The sequence below is a fragment of the Acinetobacter sp. AOR34_HL genome, from assembly GCF_027854795.1.
In the GTDB taxonomy this organism is placed as follows: domain Bacteria; phylum Pseudomonadota; class Gammaproteobacteria; order Pseudomonadales; family Moraxellaceae; genus Acinetobacter; species Acinetobacter junii.
This window is the reverse complement of the sequence record NZ_JAKTID010000006.1, coordinates 1-21,451: the sequence shown is the minus strand read 5'-3', so window position 1 is coordinate 21,451 and position 21,451 is coordinate 1. Positions and strand designations below refer to the sequence as shown.

General features: G+C 39.6%; 21 protein-coding genes. 11 read left to right on the top strand and 10 right to left on the bottom strand.

The annotated features are described in order from the left end of the window. The first annotated feature begins 107 nt into the window (after window positions 1–107). Genes MKL32_RS00660 through MKL32_RS00650 form a run of 3 tightly spaced genes read left to right on the top strand, consistent with a single transcriptional unit; the run spans window position 108 to window position 2,299 of the window. Window positions 108–770, top strand: coding sequence for a hypothetical protein (locus MKL32_RS00660; RefSeq protein ID WP_004908464.1), 663 nt, complete (start codon window positions 108–110; stop codon window positions 768–770). Between the two features lie 18 nt (window positions 771–788). Next, the gene (locus MKL32_RS00655; protein ID WP_151830214.1) at window positions 789–1,595 is read left to right on the top strand and encodes an SDR family NAD(P)-dependent oxidoreductase; all 807 of its coding nucleotides are present in this window, start codon (window positions 789–791) and stop codon (window positions 1,593–1,595) included. Then, complete coding sequence (locus tag MKL32_RS00650) at window positions 1,592–2,299, top strand: adenine nucleotide alpha hydrolase (RefSeq protein WP_270900050.1); 708 nt, start codon at window positions 1,592–1,594, stop codon at window positions 2,297–2,299. Before MKL32_RS00655 ends, MKL32_RS00650 begins: the two co-directional genes overlap by 4 nt. A 42-nt stretch (window positions 2,300–2,341) precedes the next feature. Here MKL32_RS00650 and MKL32_RS00645 read toward each other — a convergent pair whose 3' ends face one another. The 8 genes from MKL32_RS00645 to sdsA all read right to left on the bottom strand — a co-directional run bounded on the left by MKL32_RS00645 (window position 2,342) and on the right by sdsA (window position 12,988). Then, complete coding sequence (locus MKL32_RS00645) at window positions 2,342–2,782, bottom strand: YbjQ family protein (protein ID WP_004908459.1); 441 nt, start codon at window positions 2,780–2,782, stop codon at window positions 2,342–2,344. Between the two features lie 8 nt (window positions 2,783–2,790). Continuing rightward, the gene (locus tag MKL32_RS00640; protein WP_004908457.1) at window positions 2,791–3,141 is read right to left on the bottom strand and encodes a YbjQ family protein; all 351 of its coding nucleotides are present in this window, start codon (window positions 3,139–3,141) and stop codon (window positions 2,791–2,793) included. Window positions 3,142–3,249: 108 nt separating this feature from the next. Continuing rightward, window positions 3,250–4,710 carry a multidrug efflux RND transporter AdeIJK outer membrane channel subunit AdeK gene (adeK, locus tag MKL32_RS00635; RefSeq protein ID WP_004908454.1) on the bottom strand — a complete coding sequence of 487 codons (1,461 nt, stop codon included), beginning with the start codon at window positions 4,708–4,710 and terminating at the stop codon, window positions 3,250–3,252. Between the two features lie 5 nt (window positions 4,711–4,715). After that, window positions 4,716–7,889: a multidrug efflux RND transporter permease subunit AdeJ gene (adeJ, locus tag MKL32_RS00630; protein ID WP_075696744.1), complete on the bottom strand. Its 3,174-nt coding sequence runs from the start codon at window positions 7,887–7,889 to the stop codon at window positions 4,716–4,718. A 12-nt stretch (window positions 7,890–7,901) separates the two neighbouring features. After that, window positions 7,902–9,152 carry an efflux RND transporter periplasmic adaptor subunit gene (locus MKL32_RS00625; RefSeq protein ID WP_270900049.1) on the bottom strand — a complete coding sequence of 417 codons (1,251 nt, stop codon included), beginning with the start codon at window positions 9,150–9,152 and terminating at the stop codon, window positions 7,902–7,904. After that, the gene (locus MKL32_RS00620) at window positions 9,139–9,789 is read right to left on the bottom strand and encodes a phosphatase PAP2 family protein (protein ID WP_270900048.1); all 651 of its coding nucleotides are present in this window, start codon (window positions 9,787–9,789) and stop codon (window positions 9,139–9,141) included. The genes MKL32_RS00625 and MKL32_RS00620 overlap by 14 nt, the downstream gene beginning before the upstream one ends. Before the next feature lie 152 nt (window positions 9,790–9,941). Further along, window positions 9,942–11,996 carry a site-specific recombinase gene (locus tag MKL32_RS00615; protein WP_270900066.1) on the bottom strand — a complete coding sequence of 685 codons (2,055 nt, stop codon included), beginning with the start codon at window positions 11,994–11,996 and terminating at the stop codon, window positions 9,942–9,944. A 14-nt stretch (window positions 11,997–12,010) separates the two neighbouring features. Further along, on the bottom strand, window positions 12,011–12,988 hold the full coding sequence (gene sdsA / locus MKL32_RS00610) for an All-trans-nonaprenyl-diphosphate synthase (RefSeq protein WP_004950751.1): 978 nt from the start codon (window positions 12,986–12,988) through the stop codon (window positions 12,011–12,013). A gap of 447 nt (window positions 12,989–13,435) precedes the next feature. Between sdsA and rplU the strand changes: the two genes are divergently transcribed. After that, window positions 13,436–13,747, top strand: coding sequence for a 50S ribosomal protein L21 (rplU, locus tag MKL32_RS00605; RefSeq protein ID WP_004652230.1), 312 nt, complete (start codon window positions 13,436–13,438; stop codon window positions 13,745–13,747). An 18-nt stretch (window positions 13,748–13,765) separates the two neighbouring features. Beyond that, on the top strand, window positions 13,766–14,020 hold the full coding sequence (rpmA, locus tag MKL32_RS00600; RefSeq protein ID WP_004640422.1) for a 50S ribosomal protein L27: 255 nt from the start codon (window positions 13,766–13,768) through the stop codon (window positions 14,018–14,020). Window positions 14,021–14,086: 66 nt separating this feature from the next. Here rpmA and MKL32_RS00595 read toward each other — a convergent pair whose 3' ends face one another. Further along, window positions 14,087–14,956, bottom strand: coding sequence for a pirin family protein (locus tag MKL32_RS00595; RefSeq protein WP_270900047.1), 870 nt, complete (start codon window positions 14,954–14,956; stop codon window positions 14,087–14,089). Window positions 14,957–15,251: 295 nt separating this feature from the next. On the opposite strand from MKL32_RS00595, the gene lolA reads away from it, so the two are divergent. The 5 genes from lolA to MKL32_RS00570 all read left to right on the top strand — a co-directional run bounded on the left by lolA (window position 15,252) and on the right by MKL32_RS00570 (window position 20,207). Then, entirely contained in the window at window positions 15,252–15,947 is a 696-nt protein-coding gene (gene lolA, locus MKL32_RS00590; protein WP_270900046.1) for an outer membrane lipoprotein chaperone LolA, read from the top strand. A gap of 111 nt (window positions 15,948–16,058) precedes the next feature. Continuing rightward, window positions 16,059–16,814: an RsiV family protein gene (locus MKL32_RS00585; RefSeq protein ID WP_004908432.1), complete on the top strand. Its 756-nt coding sequence runs from the start codon at window positions 16,059–16,061 to the stop codon at window positions 16,812–16,814. A gap of 114 nt (window positions 16,815–16,928) precedes the next feature. Beyond that, the gene (serS, locus tag MKL32_RS00580; RefSeq protein WP_004908431.1) at window positions 16,929–18,200 is read left to right on the top strand and encodes a serine--tRNA ligase; all 1,272 of its coding nucleotides are present in this window, start codon (window positions 16,929–16,931) and stop codon (window positions 18,198–18,200) included. Window positions 18,201–18,270: 70 nt separating this feature from the next. Further along, window positions 18,271–19,644 (top strand): siroheme synthase CysG, encoded by a 1,374-nt coding sequence (gene cysG, locus MKL32_RS00575; protein ID WP_039047817.1) that lies wholly within the window; start codon window positions 18,271–18,273, stop codon window positions 19,642–19,644. A gap of 89 nt (window positions 19,645–19,733) precedes the next feature. Continuing rightward, entirely contained in the window at window positions 19,734–20,207 is a 474-nt protein-coding gene (locus tag MKL32_RS00570) for a tRNA (cytidine(34)-2'-O)-methyltransferase (protein ID WP_004950756.1), read from the top strand. Window positions 20,208–20,247: 40 nt separating this feature from the next. On the opposite strand, the gene MKL32_RS00565 is transcribed toward MKL32_RS00570, so the two are convergent. Beyond that, window positions 20,248–20,637: a winged helix-turn-helix transcriptional regulator gene (locus tag MKL32_RS00565; protein WP_004963630.1), complete on the bottom strand. Its 390-nt coding sequence runs from the start codon at window positions 20,635–20,637 to the stop codon at window positions 20,248–20,250. Between the two features lie 121 nt (window positions 20,638–20,758). On the opposite strand from MKL32_RS00565, the gene MKL32_RS00560 reads away from it, so the two are divergent. After that, entirely contained in the window at window positions 20,759–21,316 is a 558-nt protein-coding gene (locus tag MKL32_RS00560; protein WP_075696742.1) for a flavodoxin family protein, read from the top strand. The last annotated feature ends 135 nt before the right edge of the window (window positions 21,317–21,451 follow it).

The window sequence follows — 21,451 nt, the reverse complement described above, 5'->3', positions numbered from 1 at the left end:
ATTCAGCATTTGAAAAGCCAAAAATGAAAGAAAAACAGAATCTAAGGATGAATAAGGGCTTATTGAATAAGCCCTTATTTTATGGAATCTAGAATAGGGTGATTAGAATGAACACTGCCGTTTTTTTAAATATTCATGCCGATACATACGCGCGATTTGCTCACATCCGTACGCAGCTCTTACAGGGTAGTAAAGAAAGCCAAGCAAATGCTTTGGGGGCAGTTTTATCTGAAATTGCATGTGAAGTGATAGAACAAGTTTTTATGGTGCTATTGCAAGACAATCAACATCATTCACTCACAGGTGAATCTGAAAAAGTGATTCAGCAGATTTTAGAAGCAATCCGAAAATATATGCCATGGTCAGTGTCATTCTTTGGGAATGATCGTCTAGTTCCATTGATTGAACATTTATCTAAAACAATTCGAGTTGAAGATGAGTCGGTATATATGACTTATCCGATTGAGCAACAGTTGACTCAACAGGTTAAAGCTTCGAGTCAAAAATTAGCTGAAGGGGAAAGTCGGGAAATTGCCAATTCACTGAAGTTGCTCACAGAAGTGATTGATGTAGGTGTCACTCATTTAATTCGTGAGCCGAAAAAGAGCCTAAAATTTAATTTTGTAGTCGATAAAACCTTAAATGGCGTCATTAATATGACGACACATTTAGGGTATAAGCGTTTAGAAAAATTAGGTACTCAACTTGATCAACAAGCTGCGGCAACTTATGTAGATCACTTTCTTAAATTTATGCGTCACCCTGCATAAATAAAGGAGATATATGACATGGCGAAACTTAAAAGTCTTGAAAATAAAGTCGTATGGATTACAGGTGCATCTTCGGGCTTAGGTAAAGCTTTGGCACGAGAGTGCGCTTTACAAGGTGCTCAAGTTGTACTGACTTCACGTCGTTATGATGAGTTGGAATCGGTTCGAGTGGGTTTACTTAAGCCTGAACAGCATCTTTCAATCGCTGCTGATATTACCGATGAAGCTCAAGTCCGCCATGCACATGAACGAGTTCTCGCAACCAAAGGACGTATTGATTGGCTGATCAATAATGCAGGTTTGAGTCAACGTGCATTGATTCAAGATACGACTATGCAAACTGAACGTGCGATCATGGAAGTAGATTATTTTTCACAAGTATTTTTTACCAAAACTGTGTTACCAACCCTGTTAAAGCAAAAATCTGGACGGGTTGTTTTTGTATCGAGCGTTGCGGGTCTATTAGGTACCCAATATCGAGCAAGTTATTCTGCAGCGAAAGCAGCGATTCACATGTGGGCAAATAGTTTACGTGCTGAGGTTGCGAAAGAAGGTGTGGAAGTTTCTGTTGTCTTCCCTGGTTTTGTGAAGACCAATGTTTCGTTTAATGCTTTAAATGGTGAAGGTAAACCACAAGGACATCAGGATGAAGCGATTGAAAATGGACTTGAAGCCGATGTATTTGCTGAACGAGTAGTGAGTTCATTAATGGCAGGTGATGAATATATTGTTGTTGGCGGGAAAAAAGAACAACTCGGAGTATTGGTCTCTCGCTTATCACCAAGCTTGTTATATAAAATGATTCGTAAAACACGAGTTAAATGATAGTGCAAACACCTAATAAAGCTGTTTTTAATTGGAGTGGCGGAAAAGATTCTGCCCTCGCACTTTATACCGTCTTACAGCAAAAACTATTCGAAGTGGTTGCTTTGTTGACCACAGTCAATGAGGAAACGGAATTGTCATCTATGCATGCGATTCCATTTTCATTATTGATGAAACAAGCTGAAAGTATTGGTATCCCTCTTTATCCTGTATTTTTACCCAAGAACCTACCTGTTTATGAGCAGCGCATGTTAGATGCTGCTCAGCATTTCAAGGCACAGGGGGTAGAACATTTTATTTTTGGTGATATTTATCTTAGTGACGTGCGTAAATATCGAGAAGACCGTTTACATCCTTTAGGAATTGAAGTGGTCGAGCCAATCTGGAATCTTGATTCAACTGAAGTGATGAAACACTTTTTGGATTCAGGCATTAGAACTAAAATCATCGTCACAGATGCTAGTAAATTGGATCGTTCTTTTATTGGTCAAGATATAGATGCAGCATTGATAGAACGGATGCCTGAGGATATCGATATCTGCGGAGAAAATGGCGAATACCATACTTTTGCTTATGCTGGAGCATTGTTCAAACAACCCGTTGAATTTGAGATTGTAGAAACTCGTCAAATGTCTTATGACTTTAAATTAGAGAATGGGGAAGAAAAAACCTATCACTATTGGCAAGCGATTTTTGCAGAGTAACTGAGTTGTCCTGATGCAGCATGTGCAACAGGACATACGTCTTCAAGATGGCTGATAGATCGCTGTTCCATATGCAAACACTTCAACCATCCCACCTTGCATACCGAGTTCAGTCGTGCTGAGACGAACCCCCATGATATGGCTAGCACCGATTGCATGTGCTTCTTGCTTGAGGCGGAGCATCGCTTCACGACGTGCACGTTCAACCACACTTTCATAACTGGTCAGGCGACCGCCGAAAAAGTTTTGAATATTGGCAAGTATGTATTTAAAGTAATCATGTGAGATGACGACATTGCTACTCACCAATTGCCCCTTTGCTGATGTTTCAACAAATCGATTGGTATCAATTCGAATATGGGCAAATTTTTTTTCTTTTTCATCTAGTTCACGTAAATGTTTTTGTTCGATATGACGACCAAATCCCCATCCGACTGAAAACAGAATCAAGAAAAGAATAACCTGAAAAATTAATCCACTCATAGACATGCCTAAGCGCTAAATGGATCAGGAAGTTTTGGTGTGATCGGCTGGACGACGACAGCTGTTCCATAGACAAAGAGTTCAGATGCACCTTGAGCGATATTTGAGGTCGAGAAACGAATACCGACGATAGCGTTGGCACCTAAAGCACGTGCTTTATCGATCATACGTTGTGTCGCTTCTTGGCGAGATTCTTCAAGCAACTCTGTATAGCCTGTTAGTTCACCACCAACAATGTTTTTTAATCCTGCCATAAGATCTCGACCAACATGTTTACTGCGTACCGTACTGCCGTAAACGACATCTAGCTGACGTAAAATCTCGTGACCAGGAACTGATTCTAAACTGCTTAATAACATAGCGTTTTTCTAAGTCTTTAATATTTCAGTATTGAAGATAAGAAATATTCCGCATGCATGCAATAAAAAAGCTCACCGAAGTGAGCTTTTTTATGACAAAGTTTTTTTTTATTGAGCGCTATTTTTTTCAGCGCTAGATGGTTGGCGTGCAATCGTCTCAGTTGAAGACACTTTAAGTCCACCACCTAAGGTTTTATAAAGCTCAACCTGATTATTTAAATCAGCTTGTTGCAATAATAATAAGCCTTGTTCTGCTGAATATGCTGAACGCTGAGCATCTAACACCGTTAAGTAGCTATCAATACCAGCACGGAAACGAGCATTAGATAGTTTATAAGTGGTGTTAGTGGCATCAACTAAGCGGCGTTGAGCACTCAAACGATCACCAATATTGGCACGAGTTGCTAAAGCATCATTCACTTCACGGAATGCAGATTGGACTGACTTTTCATAATTTGAAAGGGCAATCTTCTGATCTGTTTCAGAAATTTTGACATTCGCACGACGTGTACCCCAATCAAAGATTGGCATATCGATGCTCGGACCAATTGACCAAAGTGCGTTGCCAGATTTAAACAAATCACTTAAATCTGTTGATGCATAACCTGCTGAACCCGTCAAACTAATCGTTGGGAATAGTCGTGCTTTCGCAGCACCTATATTTGCACCCGCAGCACTCAGTTGATACTCAGCCACTTTGACGTCAGGACGATTATTCAACAAGTCACTTGGTAAGCCTGCAGTCAACACATTCTTTTGCGTGATACGAGCGACTTGTTGTTTTGGTAATAGGTTTTCAGGAACTGGTTGACCGACCAATAAATTCAACAAGTTTTGAGCTTGTGCAATCTGGGTTTTGTAGTTAGCTACATCATTACGTGCAGTTTCAACTGAAATCTGAGCTTGACGCACAGGAATTTCACTATCAATTCCGACATCGAAACGCTTTTTGTTCAAGTTAAATGACTCTTGCTGTGCTTTGAGCGTTTGCTCCGCAAGTTTGAGTTGTGCACTGGCGAATGAATAATTCAACCATGCTTGTGTCACTTGTCCAATTAAGCTGATCTGAGTTGCATCACGTGAACTTTGTGTCGCAAGATAACTATCTAAAGCAGCGTCTTTCAAACTACGAACTCGACCCCAGAAATCTAACTCGTAAGCCGTTAAACCTAAACCAACTTGGTAAGTCGAGTAGGGGTTGTTAGGATCACGAGATGGCGTGACTTGGCGAACCGCACTACCACTTGCCCCAATCGTTGGTAATTGGTTGTTTTCTGAAATTTGGTACTGCTGTTGCGCTTTTTGAATATTCAACGCTGCTGTACGCAAGTCACGGTTATTGGCAAGTGACATATCAATCACTTGTAATAAACGAGGGTCCGCAAAGAAGTCTTTGTAGCCTTGTTCTGCGATAGAAGTTCCAGAAGCATTACTATATGACGCAAAGCTTTCAGGAATCGCTGTGTTCACAACAGGCTCTGGCCCACGCATGCTTTGGCAGGCAGCCAAAGACAGCGCGAGTGCAGAGATTGCAATGCCACGACTGGAAATAGACCAAACAGTTTGCATCACGATCAATGCTCCTGAGTATTTAAAGTTTTAGGTTTGTACTTAAAGATACTACGAATCCACACGAAGAATACAGGGATGAAGAAGATACCTAAAAGTGTTGAAGAAATTACGCCACCCAGTACACCATAACCAACAGAATGTTGACTACCTGCACCCGCACCACTTGCAAGGGCTAATGGTAAAACACCAAATCCGAATGCAAGTGTAGTCATGATAATCGGACGTAAACGCATTTTTGCAGCATGTAATGTTGCTTCAAATAACTCTTCGCCTTTTTCTTGCAGCTCTTTTGCAAACTCTACGATCAAGATCGCATTTTTTGCAGAAAGACCAATCACGGCTACGATTGCGACTTGGAAATAAATGTTAAAGGATAAGTTTGGATCACCTTTAATCACCATTCCTAACCATGTCATCGTGAAAGCACCAATAATACCTAGTGGTACAACCAACAATACCGAAATTGGAATCGCCCAGCTTTCATACAATGCTGAAAGACACAGGAACACGATCAATAATGAAAGAATGAGTAATGGAACTGTTTGGTTACCAGAATCACGCTCTTCCAAAGATAAGCCTGTCCATTCATAGTCGAAACCTTGTAAGCCCATCGATGGTAACTTACCAATGATTTCTTCCATTGCTAACATCGCGTCACCTGAGCTGACACCTGGTGCAGGAGAACCTTGAATGTTCACAGAAGATACGCCGTTGTAACGTTCTAAACGTGGTGAACCATACGTCCATTCACCTTTAGCAAAAGCTGAGAATGGAACCATTTCACCTTTGTTATTACGTACATACCATTTGTTTAGGTCTTCAGGCATCATGCGGGTATCTGCTTCACCTTGAACATAAACTTTTTTCACACGACCACGATCAACGAAGTCATTGATATAAGAACCACCCCAAGCCATGCTCATGGTGCTGTTAATATCACTAATACTCACACCCATTGCACCAGCTTGCGCTTGGTCAACTGTGATTTTGTACTGAGGAGTGTCCTCTTGACCATTCGGACGTACACCTGCAAGACGTTTGTCTTGTGATGCCATACCTAAAATAGCGTTACGAGCAGCAATCAGTTTTTCATGACCTTGACCACTTACATCTTTCAACTGGATATCAAAACCAGACGATACGCCCAATTCAGGCATTGCAGGAAGCTGTAATGGCATGATGTAAGATGCATCTTTTACGATCATGTTCAATGCCATACCACGTTGAATGATGGCACCAATTTGTGATTCAGGTGTTGTACGCTCGCTCCAGTCTTTCAATTTGATAAAAGCAAGACCAGCATTTTGACCAACCCCTGTAAATGAGAAGCCAGACACAGTAAAGATCGACTCTACATGCTCTTTTTCCTTATTTAAGAAGTAATCAGTCATAGTGGTGATGACTTTATCTGTTCTTTCAAGACTTGCACTCGGTGGTAATTGAACAAGTGTCATAACAACACCTTGGTCTTCTTCAGGTAAGAAAGACGAAGGCAACATCTTGTATAAACCAACTAAAGCAGCAATAACAACGATATAAATGACTCCAGAGAACAACTTATGATGGGTCATACGGTTGACACCACCTTGATATTTCTCTGAAAGTTTTTCGAACCCACTATTAAAACCACGGAAGAAACGCGCAAAGATACTGTTGCTTTGTTCTTTGTTTGGATCGTGTTGTTTTAATAACGTTGCACAAAGGGCAGGGGTAAATGTTAACGCAACGATCAAAGATAAAATCATTGCCGTTACTAAAGTGATAGAGAATTGACGGTAAATTACACCAGTTGTCCCCCCGAAGAAGGCCATTGGTACGAATACCGCCGTTAATACACTAGTGATACCAATCAAAGCACCAGAAATTTGACCCATCGACTTTTCAGTAGCAGGTACAGGTTCAAGGTGTTCTTCTTGCATAACACGTTCGACGTTCTCGACGACTACAATCGCATCATCGACCAACAGACCAATCGCAAGCACCATCGCAAACATGGTGAGCGTGTTGATTGAGAAGCCGAAAATATTGATTACCGCAAAAGTTCCCAATACAACTACAGGGACTGCAAGTGTCGGAATGATTGTCGCACGCCAGTTCTGTAAGAACAGGAACATGACGATAAATACAAGAACAACAGCTTCAATCAGTGTGTGTACTACACTTTCAATCGAAAGCTTAATGAATGGTGTCGTATCGTAAGCAAGTTTATCTTTTAAACCACTTGGATAGTTCACACGTAATTCTGATAAACGTTTTTCAACTGCAGCAGCTGTATCTAGCGCATTTGCACCCGTCGCAAGTTTAATCGCGACACCACCTGCAGGATTACCATTGAACTTAGAGTCAAACTGATAGTTGTCAGAACCTAACTCAACACGTGCAACATCACTTAAACGCACTTGTGCGCCATCAGCAGCATTTTTTAGGAAAATGTTTTTAAACTGCTCTGGAGTCTGCAACATACTTTGTGCATTAACTGTCGCATTTAAAACTTGTCCTTGAACTGCTGGAGCACCACCTAATTGACCTACGGCAACTTGAGCATTTTGTGAACGTATAGCTGCTGCAACATCTGAAGGTGTGAGATTAAAACTAGTAAGTTTTGCTGGATCTAACCAGATACGCATTGCATATGAACCACCAAATACTTGGAGTTCACCTACACCTGCCACACGACTCAGTGGCTCAGAGATGTTTGAATTGACGTAATCTTTAATGTCAGAAGCAGAAAGGCTGTTATCTGGCGAATAAAATGCAATAACTTGCAAGAAGCTTGCACCAGACTTCGTCACTTTTACACCTTGACGTTGTACGTCAGCAGGTAACAGTGCTGTTGCTGATTGCAGTTTGTTTTGAACTTGTACTTGGGCGATATCAGGATCAATGCCTTGTTCGAAGTTTAAGTTGATCGATGCTTGACCATTACCCGCACTGTTTGAAGAGATATAACGCAAACCATCCAAACCATTCATTTGCTGTTCAATGATTTGAGTAACCGTATTCTCAACAGTCTGAGCTGAAGCACCTGGATATGTTGCAGAAATTGTCACCGTGGGCGGTGCAATTGTTGGGTATTGCGCAACTGGCATTTTGGTGAGGGTGAGAATACCCGCCAGCATAATCACCAACGCAATCACCCATGCAAAAATTGGGCGATGAATAAAAAATTGAGCCATGCAATCTACCCCTTAAACTTGTGAAGTAGCTTTTTGTTCAGTTTTTGAAGAGTCAGCTTGTTTTTGTTCATTTGCTTTAGGTGCAGCATTTTGACCTTGTGATGCTTGAGGTTGGTAAGGCTTAGCCTTAACTTCTTGACCTTCTTTTACCTTTGCAACACCATCCACAATAACTTTATCACCAGCTTTTAAACCATCGGTAATAATCCAGTCTTGACCTTGAACACCTGCTGTCGTCACTGGTCGAGTCTCTACAGTACCTTTCGCATTTACGACCATAGCAATTGCTTGCCCTGTAGGTAAGCGAGTTACAGCTGCTTGTGGAATCAGATATGCATTAGGTAGAACTGCTTGAGAGATTTTTGCAGTTGCGTACATACCAGGTAATAACAAGTGATTTGGATTAGGGAAAACGGCACGTAAAGTCACTGATCCTGTTTCAGGGTTAACACTCGCACCAGAGAATGCGAGTTGGCCTTCGATAGGATAATCTGAACCATCTTCAAGTGTGAGTTTGACGCGCGTATTATTACTACTATCTAAACTACCTTTACTCAACTGCTGACGTAAACGGAGCATTTCAGCACTTGATTGATTGATATCTACATAGATTGGATCAAGTTGTTGGATTGTCACCAACGGATCTGCTTGGTTTGCAGTAACTAAAGCACCAGAAGTTACCGAAGAACGACTAGATTGCCCTGAGATAGGTGCGCGAACAGTTGAATAACCTAAAGTAATTTCAGCATTTTTCAATGCTGCCTGAGCTGCAGCTACATCTGCTTCAGCCAATTTTACTTGAGCATTAATATCATCATATTCTTGTTTAGAAACGGCGTTAGTACCAACCAATTGGCGATAACGATTTTCTTTCACACGCAATGCATTTAAATTAGCTTGCTGACGCAATAAAGCTGCACGAGCATTGTCAGCAGTTGCACGGTTGGTATTAGCATCTATTTGATAAAGCGCTTGACCTGCTTCGACATAACTGCCTTCAGCAAATAAACGCTTTAAAATAACGCCACCCGTTTGTGGACGAACTTCTGATATTTGATACGCAGAAGTGCGCCCAGAAAGTTCAACATTTTGTTCAACACTTTGTGGTTGAGCAACGATAACACCAACTTCTGGAGGCGGCATTTTTTGAGCAGCAGCAGCTTGCTGTTCATCTTTAGGATCTTTGCTACAACCAACAAGCGCAATGCTTGTTGCTAATGCGCAAGCAGTGAGGGCAGGAGCCCAAAGCTTAGCCGACATCATTGTTCCACCTCAATTTAGATTTTTTATCTAAAAACAAATTGTTGCTGAAATTGCTTTGATACAGCCAAAACCAAAGCAACGAAGTCAAAATCAACCCAATACCCCAACCAGCCAATACATCAGTTGGGTAATGAACCCCTGCATAAACTCTAGATATCCCCATGATTATTAACCATAAAACAGATACTAAAACGATACTGGAACGATATTTGTGCTGTTGTGATAGCAACAGAACTAAACTCGATAGGGTTGCAGCATACAGGCTATGGGCACTTGGGAAGGATGCTCCATAACTTTGAACTAAATGATAAAACGCCAATGGTCTTGGTCGATCAATGCCCCATTTCAGAAGCCAACCAATCACAATGCTACCGATCACGCTCAGGGCAACAAATATGACCTTTTTATAGTTTTTCTTTCGAATTTGACGGATACAAAAAAACGACGTTAAAACCAGTAAAAAGGGCATGCCTCCTAGGCGAGAAAACAGAACGGCTACGTGGTTAAGCGCAAACGAACGGTGTTCAAATAGCATTTTAACACCTCTAAGGTCTAAATTTGATATGCTTGGAGAAAACAGCCCAATCACACCGATTATCAAAAAAATGCAACCAATACAAAGCAGTAGGTACGGCATGCGAACCTCATTATTTGCTTAACCATTGTTCAGGGTTATATAATGTTTGAAAGTGTACTTGCGAGTACACTTTTGGTCAAGTCTTGAAATTTTATGATAATTTCATTTTCAGATTTTTTTAAGGTTCAGTAAAAAAACATAACAAAAATTGATTAATGTCTCACTTTTTGTTCACTTGATGCATCATCATCTACTTCGATTGGTTGCTTTGGTGGCCAAAAGAAATCACTTGGTCGTGTTAAGAAGTGGGTGAGTACCAATTTTGCCAATGGTTTCCATTGTGCGAAACGTACGCGACGAGCGCGTAAAGCAACAATAATAGTCAAAGTAAAGCTAACAAATAAGTTGGTTAAACCAATGAGCATGACACCAAGGAACGATACAAGGATTAAACCAATATCAGGTGATCCACTAATAGTCATCAAGCCTTGTATAAAATTTGCAGATGCAAAGGCAATATGACGAATATCTAGTGGTAAGCCTAGAATAAAACCAATGGTTCCCATACTTCCAAGCATGATACCGAACAAAAAGTTACCAGCTAAAGCACCTAAGTTGGTTTCGATATAATTAGCAAACTTATCCAGTCTTTCTTGTCCCATTAAACGTTTCAAACGGAGATGTTGTTTTAAACGAGGACCTACCTTTCGATATACGGCTAGGTTATCGAAATATCCTGCAAGTAAACCTGATAAAAATAAGCACACACCAGCAATTGCTGCATGTGGAACGGCTAAAGAAGTGAATGGATTTAAGGAGTGCAGCGTTTTACTTGCTTTAACAGGTGAAAGCAAAGGTTCATGTAAGTTGTATTGCCACAAGAAAGTAATAAGTGCAGCTACTGGAATCGCAATCGAGATATTGCCGAGGATAGCCACAAATTGAGTACGAATAATATTGATAATTAAAGCTGCGAGTTCAGCAATTTGTGCGGTTTTACTACCTTTTTGATGTTGCACTGTTGCTGCGAGAGCAGCAGCTGTCATTGCAGGTTGTTTAGTTGCAACTGTGAAATGCAGAACATGAATCAGCATAAAACCCAACGCATAGTTCATGCTATATAGAAATGCATGTCCAAATGGGGCCAAGACCAAACGCGCTGTCAGTATTTTTAAGGTTGCCATGGTCGCAATAATTGCACCTGCACCCGCAGCAGCCTTATACATTCCCCAAAAGCCAGCTTTGTCAGTACTTACATAATGTTCGCCTGTCTTACTTGCATTCTCAGTAACTTGTAACGCAATTAACTCACTGGTAGAACTCAGTAAGTGACGCACACTTTTTTCATCGTAATTCGCTTGAGTTAGATCTGTGATTAACTCACCCAATGATCGGTATCGAATTTCATTTTTGCTGACCAATAAACTAAGCAATAATTCAATTCGATCAAGGGCTTGTTCTAAAAGCGAGAGTAAATAAGTCAAACTGATGCTTACACCAATACGCTTGGTTGCTCTGCGGATTTTGAGTACAACTTCGCGACATTGATCCAGCATAACAAATGCTTGTGATGCATCAGGAGGCGGGACAACTACAATGCTATCTTGATCTTCGATCTGCTTTTTATACTTCTCAATCAATTCGACAATTTCTCGGTTTTGAACCAGAAAAGGAGATTCGTATTCAATAATGTCAGGTATGGCATTAATAAACTCAGGATATAAGCCAATGCCACTGATTCGATATGAAAGAACAGTAATCGCTTTTATTAATTCATTTTTAGAATAGAGTTTTTCTTTACTATTGCTATGACTTTCACTGATTAGGCTAAATAAACGAATCCAATCTTGTGTATCAATTAAAGCTAACCAATCGCTATCAGTTTCTTGGTGAAAAACTTTACCCACTAATGTTCTGAGTTGCTGACCATCTTCAATTAAAGGAAGAAAATGAGCGCCTAATCGTTGGCTTAACTGGTTCCAAAAGCCATCCAAAGAGAGAATGCCACTGTCGGCATACAAGCTAATTTGTTTATATTGACTAATCAGACGCAATAAAAAGTTTTGAAGCAAAATGGAGGATGCAGGAGTGAGTAATAAAATCCTAACCAATGCATCAATACGTGATTTTACTTCATTGGCATCGTTAGGATCAGCTGGTCGTATACGATTGACCAGTTCAATAATTAGGTTTTCGTCAAGAGCAGCTTGAGGGAGTTCAAGCTGTTCCTGCATTTTTAAAAATAAATCAGATAAATTTAAATGCATAGGCAATTAGAACATCATTGGAGTCGGTGTAAGGCCATTAAGGTTAAATTGATCAGTGCTTGTCGATATTCATTATCAGGTAAGGCTTTTAAAGCCTCTAATGCGCCATCCGTTTCTTGTTGGGCACGCTTTTGGCAATATTCGATTGCGCCCGAGTTATGCACGATTTGAATAACTTTATCTAGATGCTCGATACCACCAGTGGCGATACTACGACGAATAATTTCATGTTCTTCACCCGTCGAATGAGCCAATGCTGAAATTAACGGTAAAGTAGGTTTACCTTCCATCAAATCATCACCAATATTTTTACCTAATGTTTCAGCATCAGATGTGTAATCCAAAATATCATCAATAATTTGAAAGGCATTTCCAAAATGACCAGCGAAGCGACGAAGAGGTTCACGGTACTCTTCTGTACCTGCCAAAATAGCTGCGCCTTCAGTAGCAAGTTCAAACAAACGAGATGTTTTACCATGAATAATGCGCAAATATGTTTCTTCGGTTGTTTCAGGTTGATGCTGAGATTGAAGTTGTAAAACCTCACCTTCAGCAATTTCACATGTGCCTGTAGAGAAATCTTTTAATAGCGTAATGTTATTTAAATCAACCAATAGATCAAATGAACGTGCTATTAAGAAATCCCCCACCAAAACAGCAGTTTGATTGTTCCACGTTGCATTTGCGGTTGGGCGACCACGGCGGAGGTTTGATTCATCGACTACATCATCATGCACTAAAGTTGCGGTATGAAGCATTTCAATGATGGCAGCTAAATGTTGCGCTTGCTGCATATTTGCCAATCCACAAGCTTTTGCAGCCAGTAAGCACATGATTGGGCGCATACGCTTCCCACCAGCTTCTACGACATGTTTGCTTACAGACATGACTAAGCCAACTTTAGAGCTAATTCCTTCATTGATCAGGTAATCCATCGCAGCAAAATCTGTCGCAACAGGGGAAAGAACGTCTTGCTTAAAATCGATAACCATATGAAGAAAAACCTCGTATAGGTGGGTAGTGCGCTAAGTGTATCAATTAATCTGTTGCTAAACAGTTATACAGGCTGTGTAATCCGTCATTTAAAACATTATGATGAGTTTTTTGGTCTTAATTTAGACAGAAAAAAGAGCTTGCCCACCAAACATCATTACTTTACTTATGACTTTGTAAAAACACAGTTTGTTATTGTCGCAATTTGTTTTTAAAAATGTATTGCAAATCACAGAAAGAATCAATCAAAACTGTAGAACTTCAATCTAATTGATTTTATTAGAAAATCTAAAAATTGATTGAATCTATTTGCATTTGTATAAAATGACTTGTTGTTTGATCAAATTTCACTTAAAATTTGTCCCCTTATATAACCCCAGTGGCGTTCGTTTTAAGATCGATATATCCCTTTATCGACACGACGACACGGGCATGTTGGAGTACATATGTACGCAGTAATCCAAAGCGGTGGTAAACAGCACCGTGTTGTTGAGGGTGAAACCCTTAAAGTAGAATTATTGAAAGCTGAAACTGGCGCAACTATCACGTTTGATGACGTGTTAATGGTTGTAAACGGTGACAACATTCAAATCGGTGCTCCAGTTGTAGCTGGCGCAAAAGTAACTGCAGAAGTAGTTGGCCATGGTCGTCACGACAAAATCCGCATCATCAAAATGCGTCGTCGTAAACACTACCGTAAGCAACAAGGTCACCGTCAATGGTTTACCGAGTTGAAAATTACTGGTATCGCAGGCTAACACGAGGAGTAAATAGACATGGCAACTAAAAAAGCCGGTGGATCGACGAAGAACGGTCGTGATTCGAATCCTAAGATGTTAGGTGTTAAAGTTTACGGTGGTCAAACTGTAACTGCTGGTAACATCATCGTTCGTCAACGTGGTACAGAGTTCCACGCTGGTGCAAATGTTGGTATGGGTCGTGACCATACTTTATTTGCTACTGCTGACGGCGTAGTAAAATTTGAAGTGAAAGGTCAATTTGGCCGTCGCTATGTAACTGTTGAAGCGTAAGTTTTAATAGTTCAGAAAAACCCGCTTTTAGCGGGTTTTTTTATCGGTATACATTTTATAAGGTGTCTAATTAGAATAGTGTCCGAATTTTCCTGTCTTAATATCATCATAAGCCTGTAAAATTTCATCATAACTATTCATGACGAAAGGCCCTTGTCCATTAATTGGCTCGTTTAAGGGCTGTGCTGATAAAAATAATAAATCACAGTTTTCTAGAGCGTTGATTTGAACGCCAGTTCCTAAGCTCGACATGACAGCCATCGCTTGTTCTTCGAGAGATTCTTCATCAGAAGAAAACTGTACTTTACCTTTACGCAAGTAGATCAAGGTTGTCGTACCCTCGGCAGCAGGTAATGTAATTTGTTGGTCTTTCACAAGATGTATGTCAAAGACATTCATCGCAGTAAATGTTTTTGCGATTCCAGTTGTTTGATTTAATTCACCAGCAACTACGCGAATATAGCTAGTTTGATCATCGAGAATAATTTTAGGGATATCTTCATTTAATAAACTTTGATAGCGAGGGGCAGACATTTTGTCTTTGGCTGGTAAATTTACCCAGAGTTGTACCATTTCAAAGGGACCACCACTTTCACGAAACTCGGAACTAAACTGTTCAATGTGCTGTATTCCAGAGGCAGCAGTCATCCACTGAACATCACCTCTTTTGATCAAGCCACCGCCACCTGTGGAGTCCTTATGTTGTAATTCACCTGAAAATACAAAGGTCACGGTTTCAAAACCGCGATGTGGATGTTCATTTACGCCTTTCTTTTTGCTTTTAGGTTCGAGTTTTCCTGGTCCTAAATGATCAAGCAGTAGAAAGGGTGATGTTGTATTACCAAGTTCATGGTAAGAGAATACTGAAAGTGCAGGGTAAAAGTCGCCAATAGCGAATCGAGTGTCATTTCGATGGATGAATGCAAGACTTTTCATAGTTTATGCTTATTTTATGAATTCTAGTAAGACTATCAAAAAGTTGATTCAGGTCTAGTCTATTCTTTATTAATAATTTCTATATCAAAAAATTTAGCTACATGATTGATTTTAAAATCTTGTCAAATTGTGGATTTGCATCCTTACAATTTCTACATAAAGACCGCATCTTCATACATAATGCTGAACTTTGCGACACGAAATACACAAAACCTGTGCTTTTCTTCATTTTTTTAATGATCAAAAACAGTAAGATGTCGTCATAACAGTAGAAATCTGATAGAAGGTTCATTTTATGAATTTCGTAAAAAAAATGGCATATGCTGCAACAATTGGTGCAGTGACACTGGCTCCAGTTGTGAGTACACAGTTATCTGCTGCACCAACAGCAGCATCTGCTCAGCAAGCAACCTCCAGTTTGGTGAAGCAGTTATCTGGCTTGCAACGTTTAACAGCAGATTTTGAACAAACTACAAAAGTTACAAACAGTAAGCCGAGCAAAAATAAAAGCTTAACTGCACAACATATGAATCAAACTTTCAAAGGTACAATGAAAGTGGAACGTCCTGGAAAGTTTTATTGGGAAACGACTAGCCCAGCGAAGCAGACCATTGTGACCACAGGTAAGCTTGTTTGGATTTATGATCCAGATTTACAACAAGCTGTTCGTCAGAGTTTAGATGATCAAATTGCCAATACACCAGCATTATTGTTATCAGGCAATACAAATCAGATCATGCAGTCTTATCGTGTGACTCAGCCTGACCGCACTAAGCTTTATTACACTTTGTATCCAAAACAAGAGGACAGTGCTTTCCAAAGCATGACCATTAGTTTTGGTGCAAATAAAGCGCCAAACCTTATGATTTTACAGGATTCTTTAGGTCAAACGACTTATGTTCGATTCAGTAACATTAAAGTCAATCCAAAGATCCCTGCATCAGTATTTAATTTTGCACCACCTAAAGGTACAGATATTATTGATCAGTAATCAGTTAAAAAAAGCCGCATATTTGCGGCTTTTTCTTGTCTGAAAGATACATTTTTAAATTTTATATCCTCACAAGGCTTTGTATAGTGAAGAAAAACATCAGAGACTTGCATGACGATGAATACTTCACAATTATCAAAACTTATTCCAATTCTTATAGTTGTTGCTTTAGTCGGATGCCAACCTAAACAAGAATCATCCAAAGAAACTGCAAAATTAGACATACCATTAATTCAAGCAAAAGTAATTCCAGTTAAGCTTCCCAAGCAAAAAGTTTGTTTGGAGGATGGTTGTACCAATTATGATTTGCAAACCGTCGAAACCAATCAAAAATGGATCGATGAATATTTTGTCAATCGTATGAAAAAAGCTGAGCCGAATGCTTTTGCTAATCTTCCTGATCAGAAAGTTAAAGTTCCTGCAGATGAACCTTCATTGAGTGAGAGTAGTACATACGTTCGTTTTATAGGACAAAATTATAATTTAGCGACATTTGCGATTCAGTCGTATTCATATTCTGCGGGCGCAGCACATGGTATGTCACATCAAGAGTTTGTGAATTTTGATCTTTCTAATAAAAAACATATCACTGTCAGTGAATTGATTAAACCTGAGATGAATACCAAACTGCGTGATGAACTATATGCGTCTAATCAGAACTGGTTAGAAGATCATAATATTAAAAAACAAGATTTACAGCTCAGTGACAATTATTACTATGGAGTGAATGGTATTGTTTTTGTCTATCCTTTATATGAGCTTGCATCTTATGCTGAAGGAATGAGTGAGTTAACGTTGCCCTATTATGCAGCGAAACAGTTTATTAAAGCTGAATATTTACCAAGTTTACCAAAAGAACCAAATTAATTGATTTTCAGCATCTCAACATGTGTAGGTGCTGAGTCTTTGTTGTCTATCGCTGTATTTTTTTGGGTTAAAGCCTTACACTATAGCCAGTTTTTTCTCTATTCATGATTGATTATGATTGACCCAAAATTACTCAGAAATAATATTGAAGCAGTAAACGCTGCTTTAGCAAAACGTGGTGTTCAGCTTAATGCGCAAGAATGGGCTGATTTAGAAGTTCGCCGTAAAGAATTGCAGTCAAAAGCTGAGAATTTACAAGCTGAACGCAATGCGGGTGCTAAACAAGTTGGTCAAATCAAAAAATCTGGTGGAGATGCTTCCGAAATCATGGCACGTATGTCTGCCATTGGTGACGAAATCAAAGCTGCTGAAGTTGCTTTGGCAGAACTTCAAACTGAGTTAGAACAAAAATCACTGGCGATTCCAAACCTGCCTGATGAATCTGTACCTGAAGGTAAAGATGAAAGTGATAATTTAGAAATCTTGAAATGGGGTACACCACGCCAGTTTGATTTCGAAATTAAAGATCACACTGATCTCGGTGAATGGATGGGTGGTCTTGAATTTGAGACTGCAACAAAACTAACAGGTTCTCGTTTCAGCGTGTTGAAAGGTCCATTGGCTCGTTTGCAACGTGCCCTGACTCAATTCATGCTAGATACACATACGCTTAAAAATGGTTATACCGAAGCTTATGTACCTTACTTAGTAAATGCAGATACTTTACGTGGTACAGGACAATTACCTAAGTTTGAAGAGGATTTATTCAAGCTTCAAGGTGAAAAGGAATACTACCTGATTCCTACTGCCGAAGTGCCGATTACTAACTTTGTGCGCGATGAAATCATTGATGCAGATCGTTTACCGTTAAAATATGCTGCACATACACCATGTTTCCGTAGTGAGGCTGGTTCTTATGGTCGTGATACCCGTGGTTTAATTCGTCAGCATCAATTCGATAAGGTCGAAATGGTGCAAATCGTTAAGCCTGAGCACTCTATGCAGGCACTTGAAGAATTAACTGCACATGCAGAGGGCATTTTACAGGCACTTGGTTTGCCATATCGTAAGATTTTGCTCTGTGGTGGTGATATGGGTTTTGGCGCAACTAAGACTTATGACCTCGAAGTGTGGGTACCGAGCCAAAATACCTATCGTGAAATCTCTAGTTGTTCAAATATGGGTGATTTCCAAGCGCGTCGTATGAAAGCACGTTATCGTGTAGATCAGAAGAAGATCGAATTGGTGCATACATTGAATGGCTCAGGTCTTGCGGTGGGTCGTACCTTGCTTGCGGTAATGGAAAATTATCAACGTGCTGATGGTTCAATCGAAATTCCAGAAGTTTTACGTCCATATATGGGCGGCGTAAGCTTCATTGATTAAAACATGCATCGATTTTGTGCATAGTTTTTGCTTTAGTTCAATCAGATAGAAAATATAGAAGAGGCCAGATGTGGAAATATTTCCAATCTCTTTAAAGTTGCAGCAGCAACGTTGTCTGATTGTAGGCGGTGGGCGTATTGCCTATCGTAAAGCAAGTTTATTGATCAAAGCAGGTGCAATCATTGATGTGGTTGCACCTGAGATTGAGCCTGATTTAATGATTTTAGTTGAGAAATCAACAGGTCAGTATATCCAAGAAAGCTTCTCAGAATCTGTACTTGATACTCGCTATCGCTTAGTGATTGCTGCGACAGACCAAGCAGATGTAAATAAAGCCGTATTTGATCATTGTGAGCAGCGCAATATTTTAGTCAATAGTGTTGATGACATACCTAATTGCCGTTTCATGGTACCTGCAATCATTGATCGTTCACCTTTAGTGATTTCTGTTGCGTCTAATGGGGCATCGCCAGTATTGTCTCGACAATTGCGTACACAGATTGAAACTATTGTGCCGCACGGGATGGGTAAACTCGCTGAGTTTTCTGGACAATGGCGTAAGCAAGTTAAAGAAAAAATTTCTAACCCAGATGAGCGACGTATCTTTTGGGAAAATTTATATGCAAGTCCTCTAAAAGAACAAGTTTTCAATGACAATCTTGAGCTTGCAAATCAACTGATCCAGCAAGCTCTAACTGAATGGTCTGCACCTAAAGGTGAAGTGTATCTCGTTGGTGCGGGACCAGGTGACCCAGAGTTATTGACACTCAAAGCGTTGCGTTTGATGCAACAAGCTGATGTTGTGATCTATGATCGTTTGGTTTCAGGTCCGATTTTAGATTTGTGTCGTCGTGATGCCGAAAAAATTTATGTGGGTAAAGCACGTTCAAATCATTCTGTTCCACAAGAAGGCATTAATGCTTTGTTGGTTGAATATGCACAACAAGGTAAGCGTGTTTGCCGTCTAAAGGGTGGTGATCCATTTATTTTTGGGCGTGGTGGTGAAGAGATTCAAGAATTGGTGGAAGCCAATGTGACATTCCAAGTGGTTCCAGGAATTACCGCGGCTTCAGGTTGCTCCGCTTATGCAGGGATTCCGTTAACACATCGTGATTATGCGCAAAGTGTGCGGTTTCTAACAGGACATTTAAAAGAAGGTTCACCAGAGTTGCCTTGGAGTGAATTGGTCTATGAAAACCAAACTTTAGTTCTGTACATGGGCTTGGTCGGATTAGAACGCATTTGTGAGCAACTGATTGCACATGGTCAACGTCCAACGATGCCTGTTGCATTGATTTCTAAAGGTACAACGCCTGAACAAAAAGTTGTTGTTGGAACTTTGGCTGATATTGCAACAAAGGTATCTGAACATCATATCGTAGCACCGACTTTAACGATTATTGGTGAAGTTGTGAGCCTACGGGAACAGTTAAAATGGCAATAAATCTCTCCTAATCCCACTTTAAAAAGAGAGTGAGTTCCTCTCTTTTTCAAAGGGTGACTAGGAGGGATTATGAAAAGTAGAGAAAATTTGTGATTCATGTGGTCCTATACGAACCTGAGATTCCAGCAAATACAGGTAATATCATTCGTTTATGCGCTAATACAGGTGCTCAGCTACATTTAGTCAAACCTTTAGGTTTTGAGCTAGATGATAAAAAATTGAAGCGCGCAGGTTTGGACTATCATGAATGGGCAAGAATGTTGATATGGGACAATATTGAGTTGTGTCTTGCTGATCTCAAATCTAAAGGTGTTGAGCATGTCTTTCCACTTACGACCAAGGGCAGTGCGACACCACATACAGTTGATCTCAATCGTCCAGTTGCTTTATTGATGGGACCTGAAACTAGAGGTTTGCCTGAGCATGTCCGAATGATGTTCCCACAAGAGCAGTGGATAAGGTTACCAATGGCTGAAAACTCAAGAAGTTTAAATCTATCTAATGCAACTGCTGTTATTGTCTATGAAGCTTGGCGTCAACAAGGATTTAAAGTTCTAGTCTAGTTTAATTTATTGCTCAAGTGCTAAAACGACTTAAAGTGATCTACTTTAAGTCGTTTTCTTGTTTGGGGCTTGAATCAAATTTTTGTTGAGCCGATATCACTTTTTCAATATTAGTTTCAGCCCAATCTTTTAACTGAAATGCCATTTTGGCAACTTCATGTCCTAACGATGTTAATGAATAATCAACACGTATTGGAGAGGTATTTTGGACTTGTCTTTGGATAAATCCATCTCGCTCTAGCATTTTTAGTTTTTGAGACAGTACTTTAGGTGAAATACCTTGAATATTTTTCTTTAAAAGATTGAAGTGCTGAGTTTCGTCTGCGAGGACATTGATAATCAGTAAAACCCATTTGTCAGCAATTTTTTCAAAAAATAACCGAGCAGGGCAATGTTGTTGATAAATATTATATTTTAATCCGGTATTCATCTTTTTAACCCAGTATTTAATGCGAATAGCAACATAGTTACCAATTGGTAACTAATTGATACCTAGTTTCTAAAATATATATTATTAAATCGAACTTTTTTGAAATTATAAGGATTCTCTCATGTCAAACATTGCTGTGGTTTATTATTCTGGTTATGGACATACGAAAGTTGTTGCTGAAACATTTGCTCAAAGCATACAAGCAGATTTAATCGAAATTGATCAAAATGGCGATATTTCAGAACAAGATTGGCAGCTGCTAAATCAAGCACAGGGGATCGTTTTTGGTACACCAACATATATGGGAGCAGCGCCTTGGCAATTTAAGAAATTCGCTGATGCATCTTCGAAAATCTGGTTTACACAGGGCTGGAAAGATAAAGTTTTTGCAGGTTTTACCAATAGTGCAAGTTTAAATGGTGATAAACAAGTTACCTTAATCCATTTACAAACTTTAGCCTCTCAACATGGTGGAATTTGGGTAAGTTTAGGCTTATTACCAGCAAATACTAAAACAGCAACCCGTGAGGATGTGAACAATTTAGGTGGTTCTGTTGGTTTATTAGTACAAACTCCATCAGATGCAAGTGTTGATGAAATTCCTTCAGGTGATTTGGAAACAGCAAAGCTTTATGCAAAACGAGTTAAAAATATTGTTGAAAAAATTCATGCATCTTAAAGGATAATAATAAAAAAAAGGCGCATGAAGCCACTACTGACCCATAGTTTGCTTTAAATAAAAAAACCTGAGTCTAAATAGTTAAAATATGAGTGCAAACAAACACTTTAACTATAAAGGACTCAGGTTTTGTCA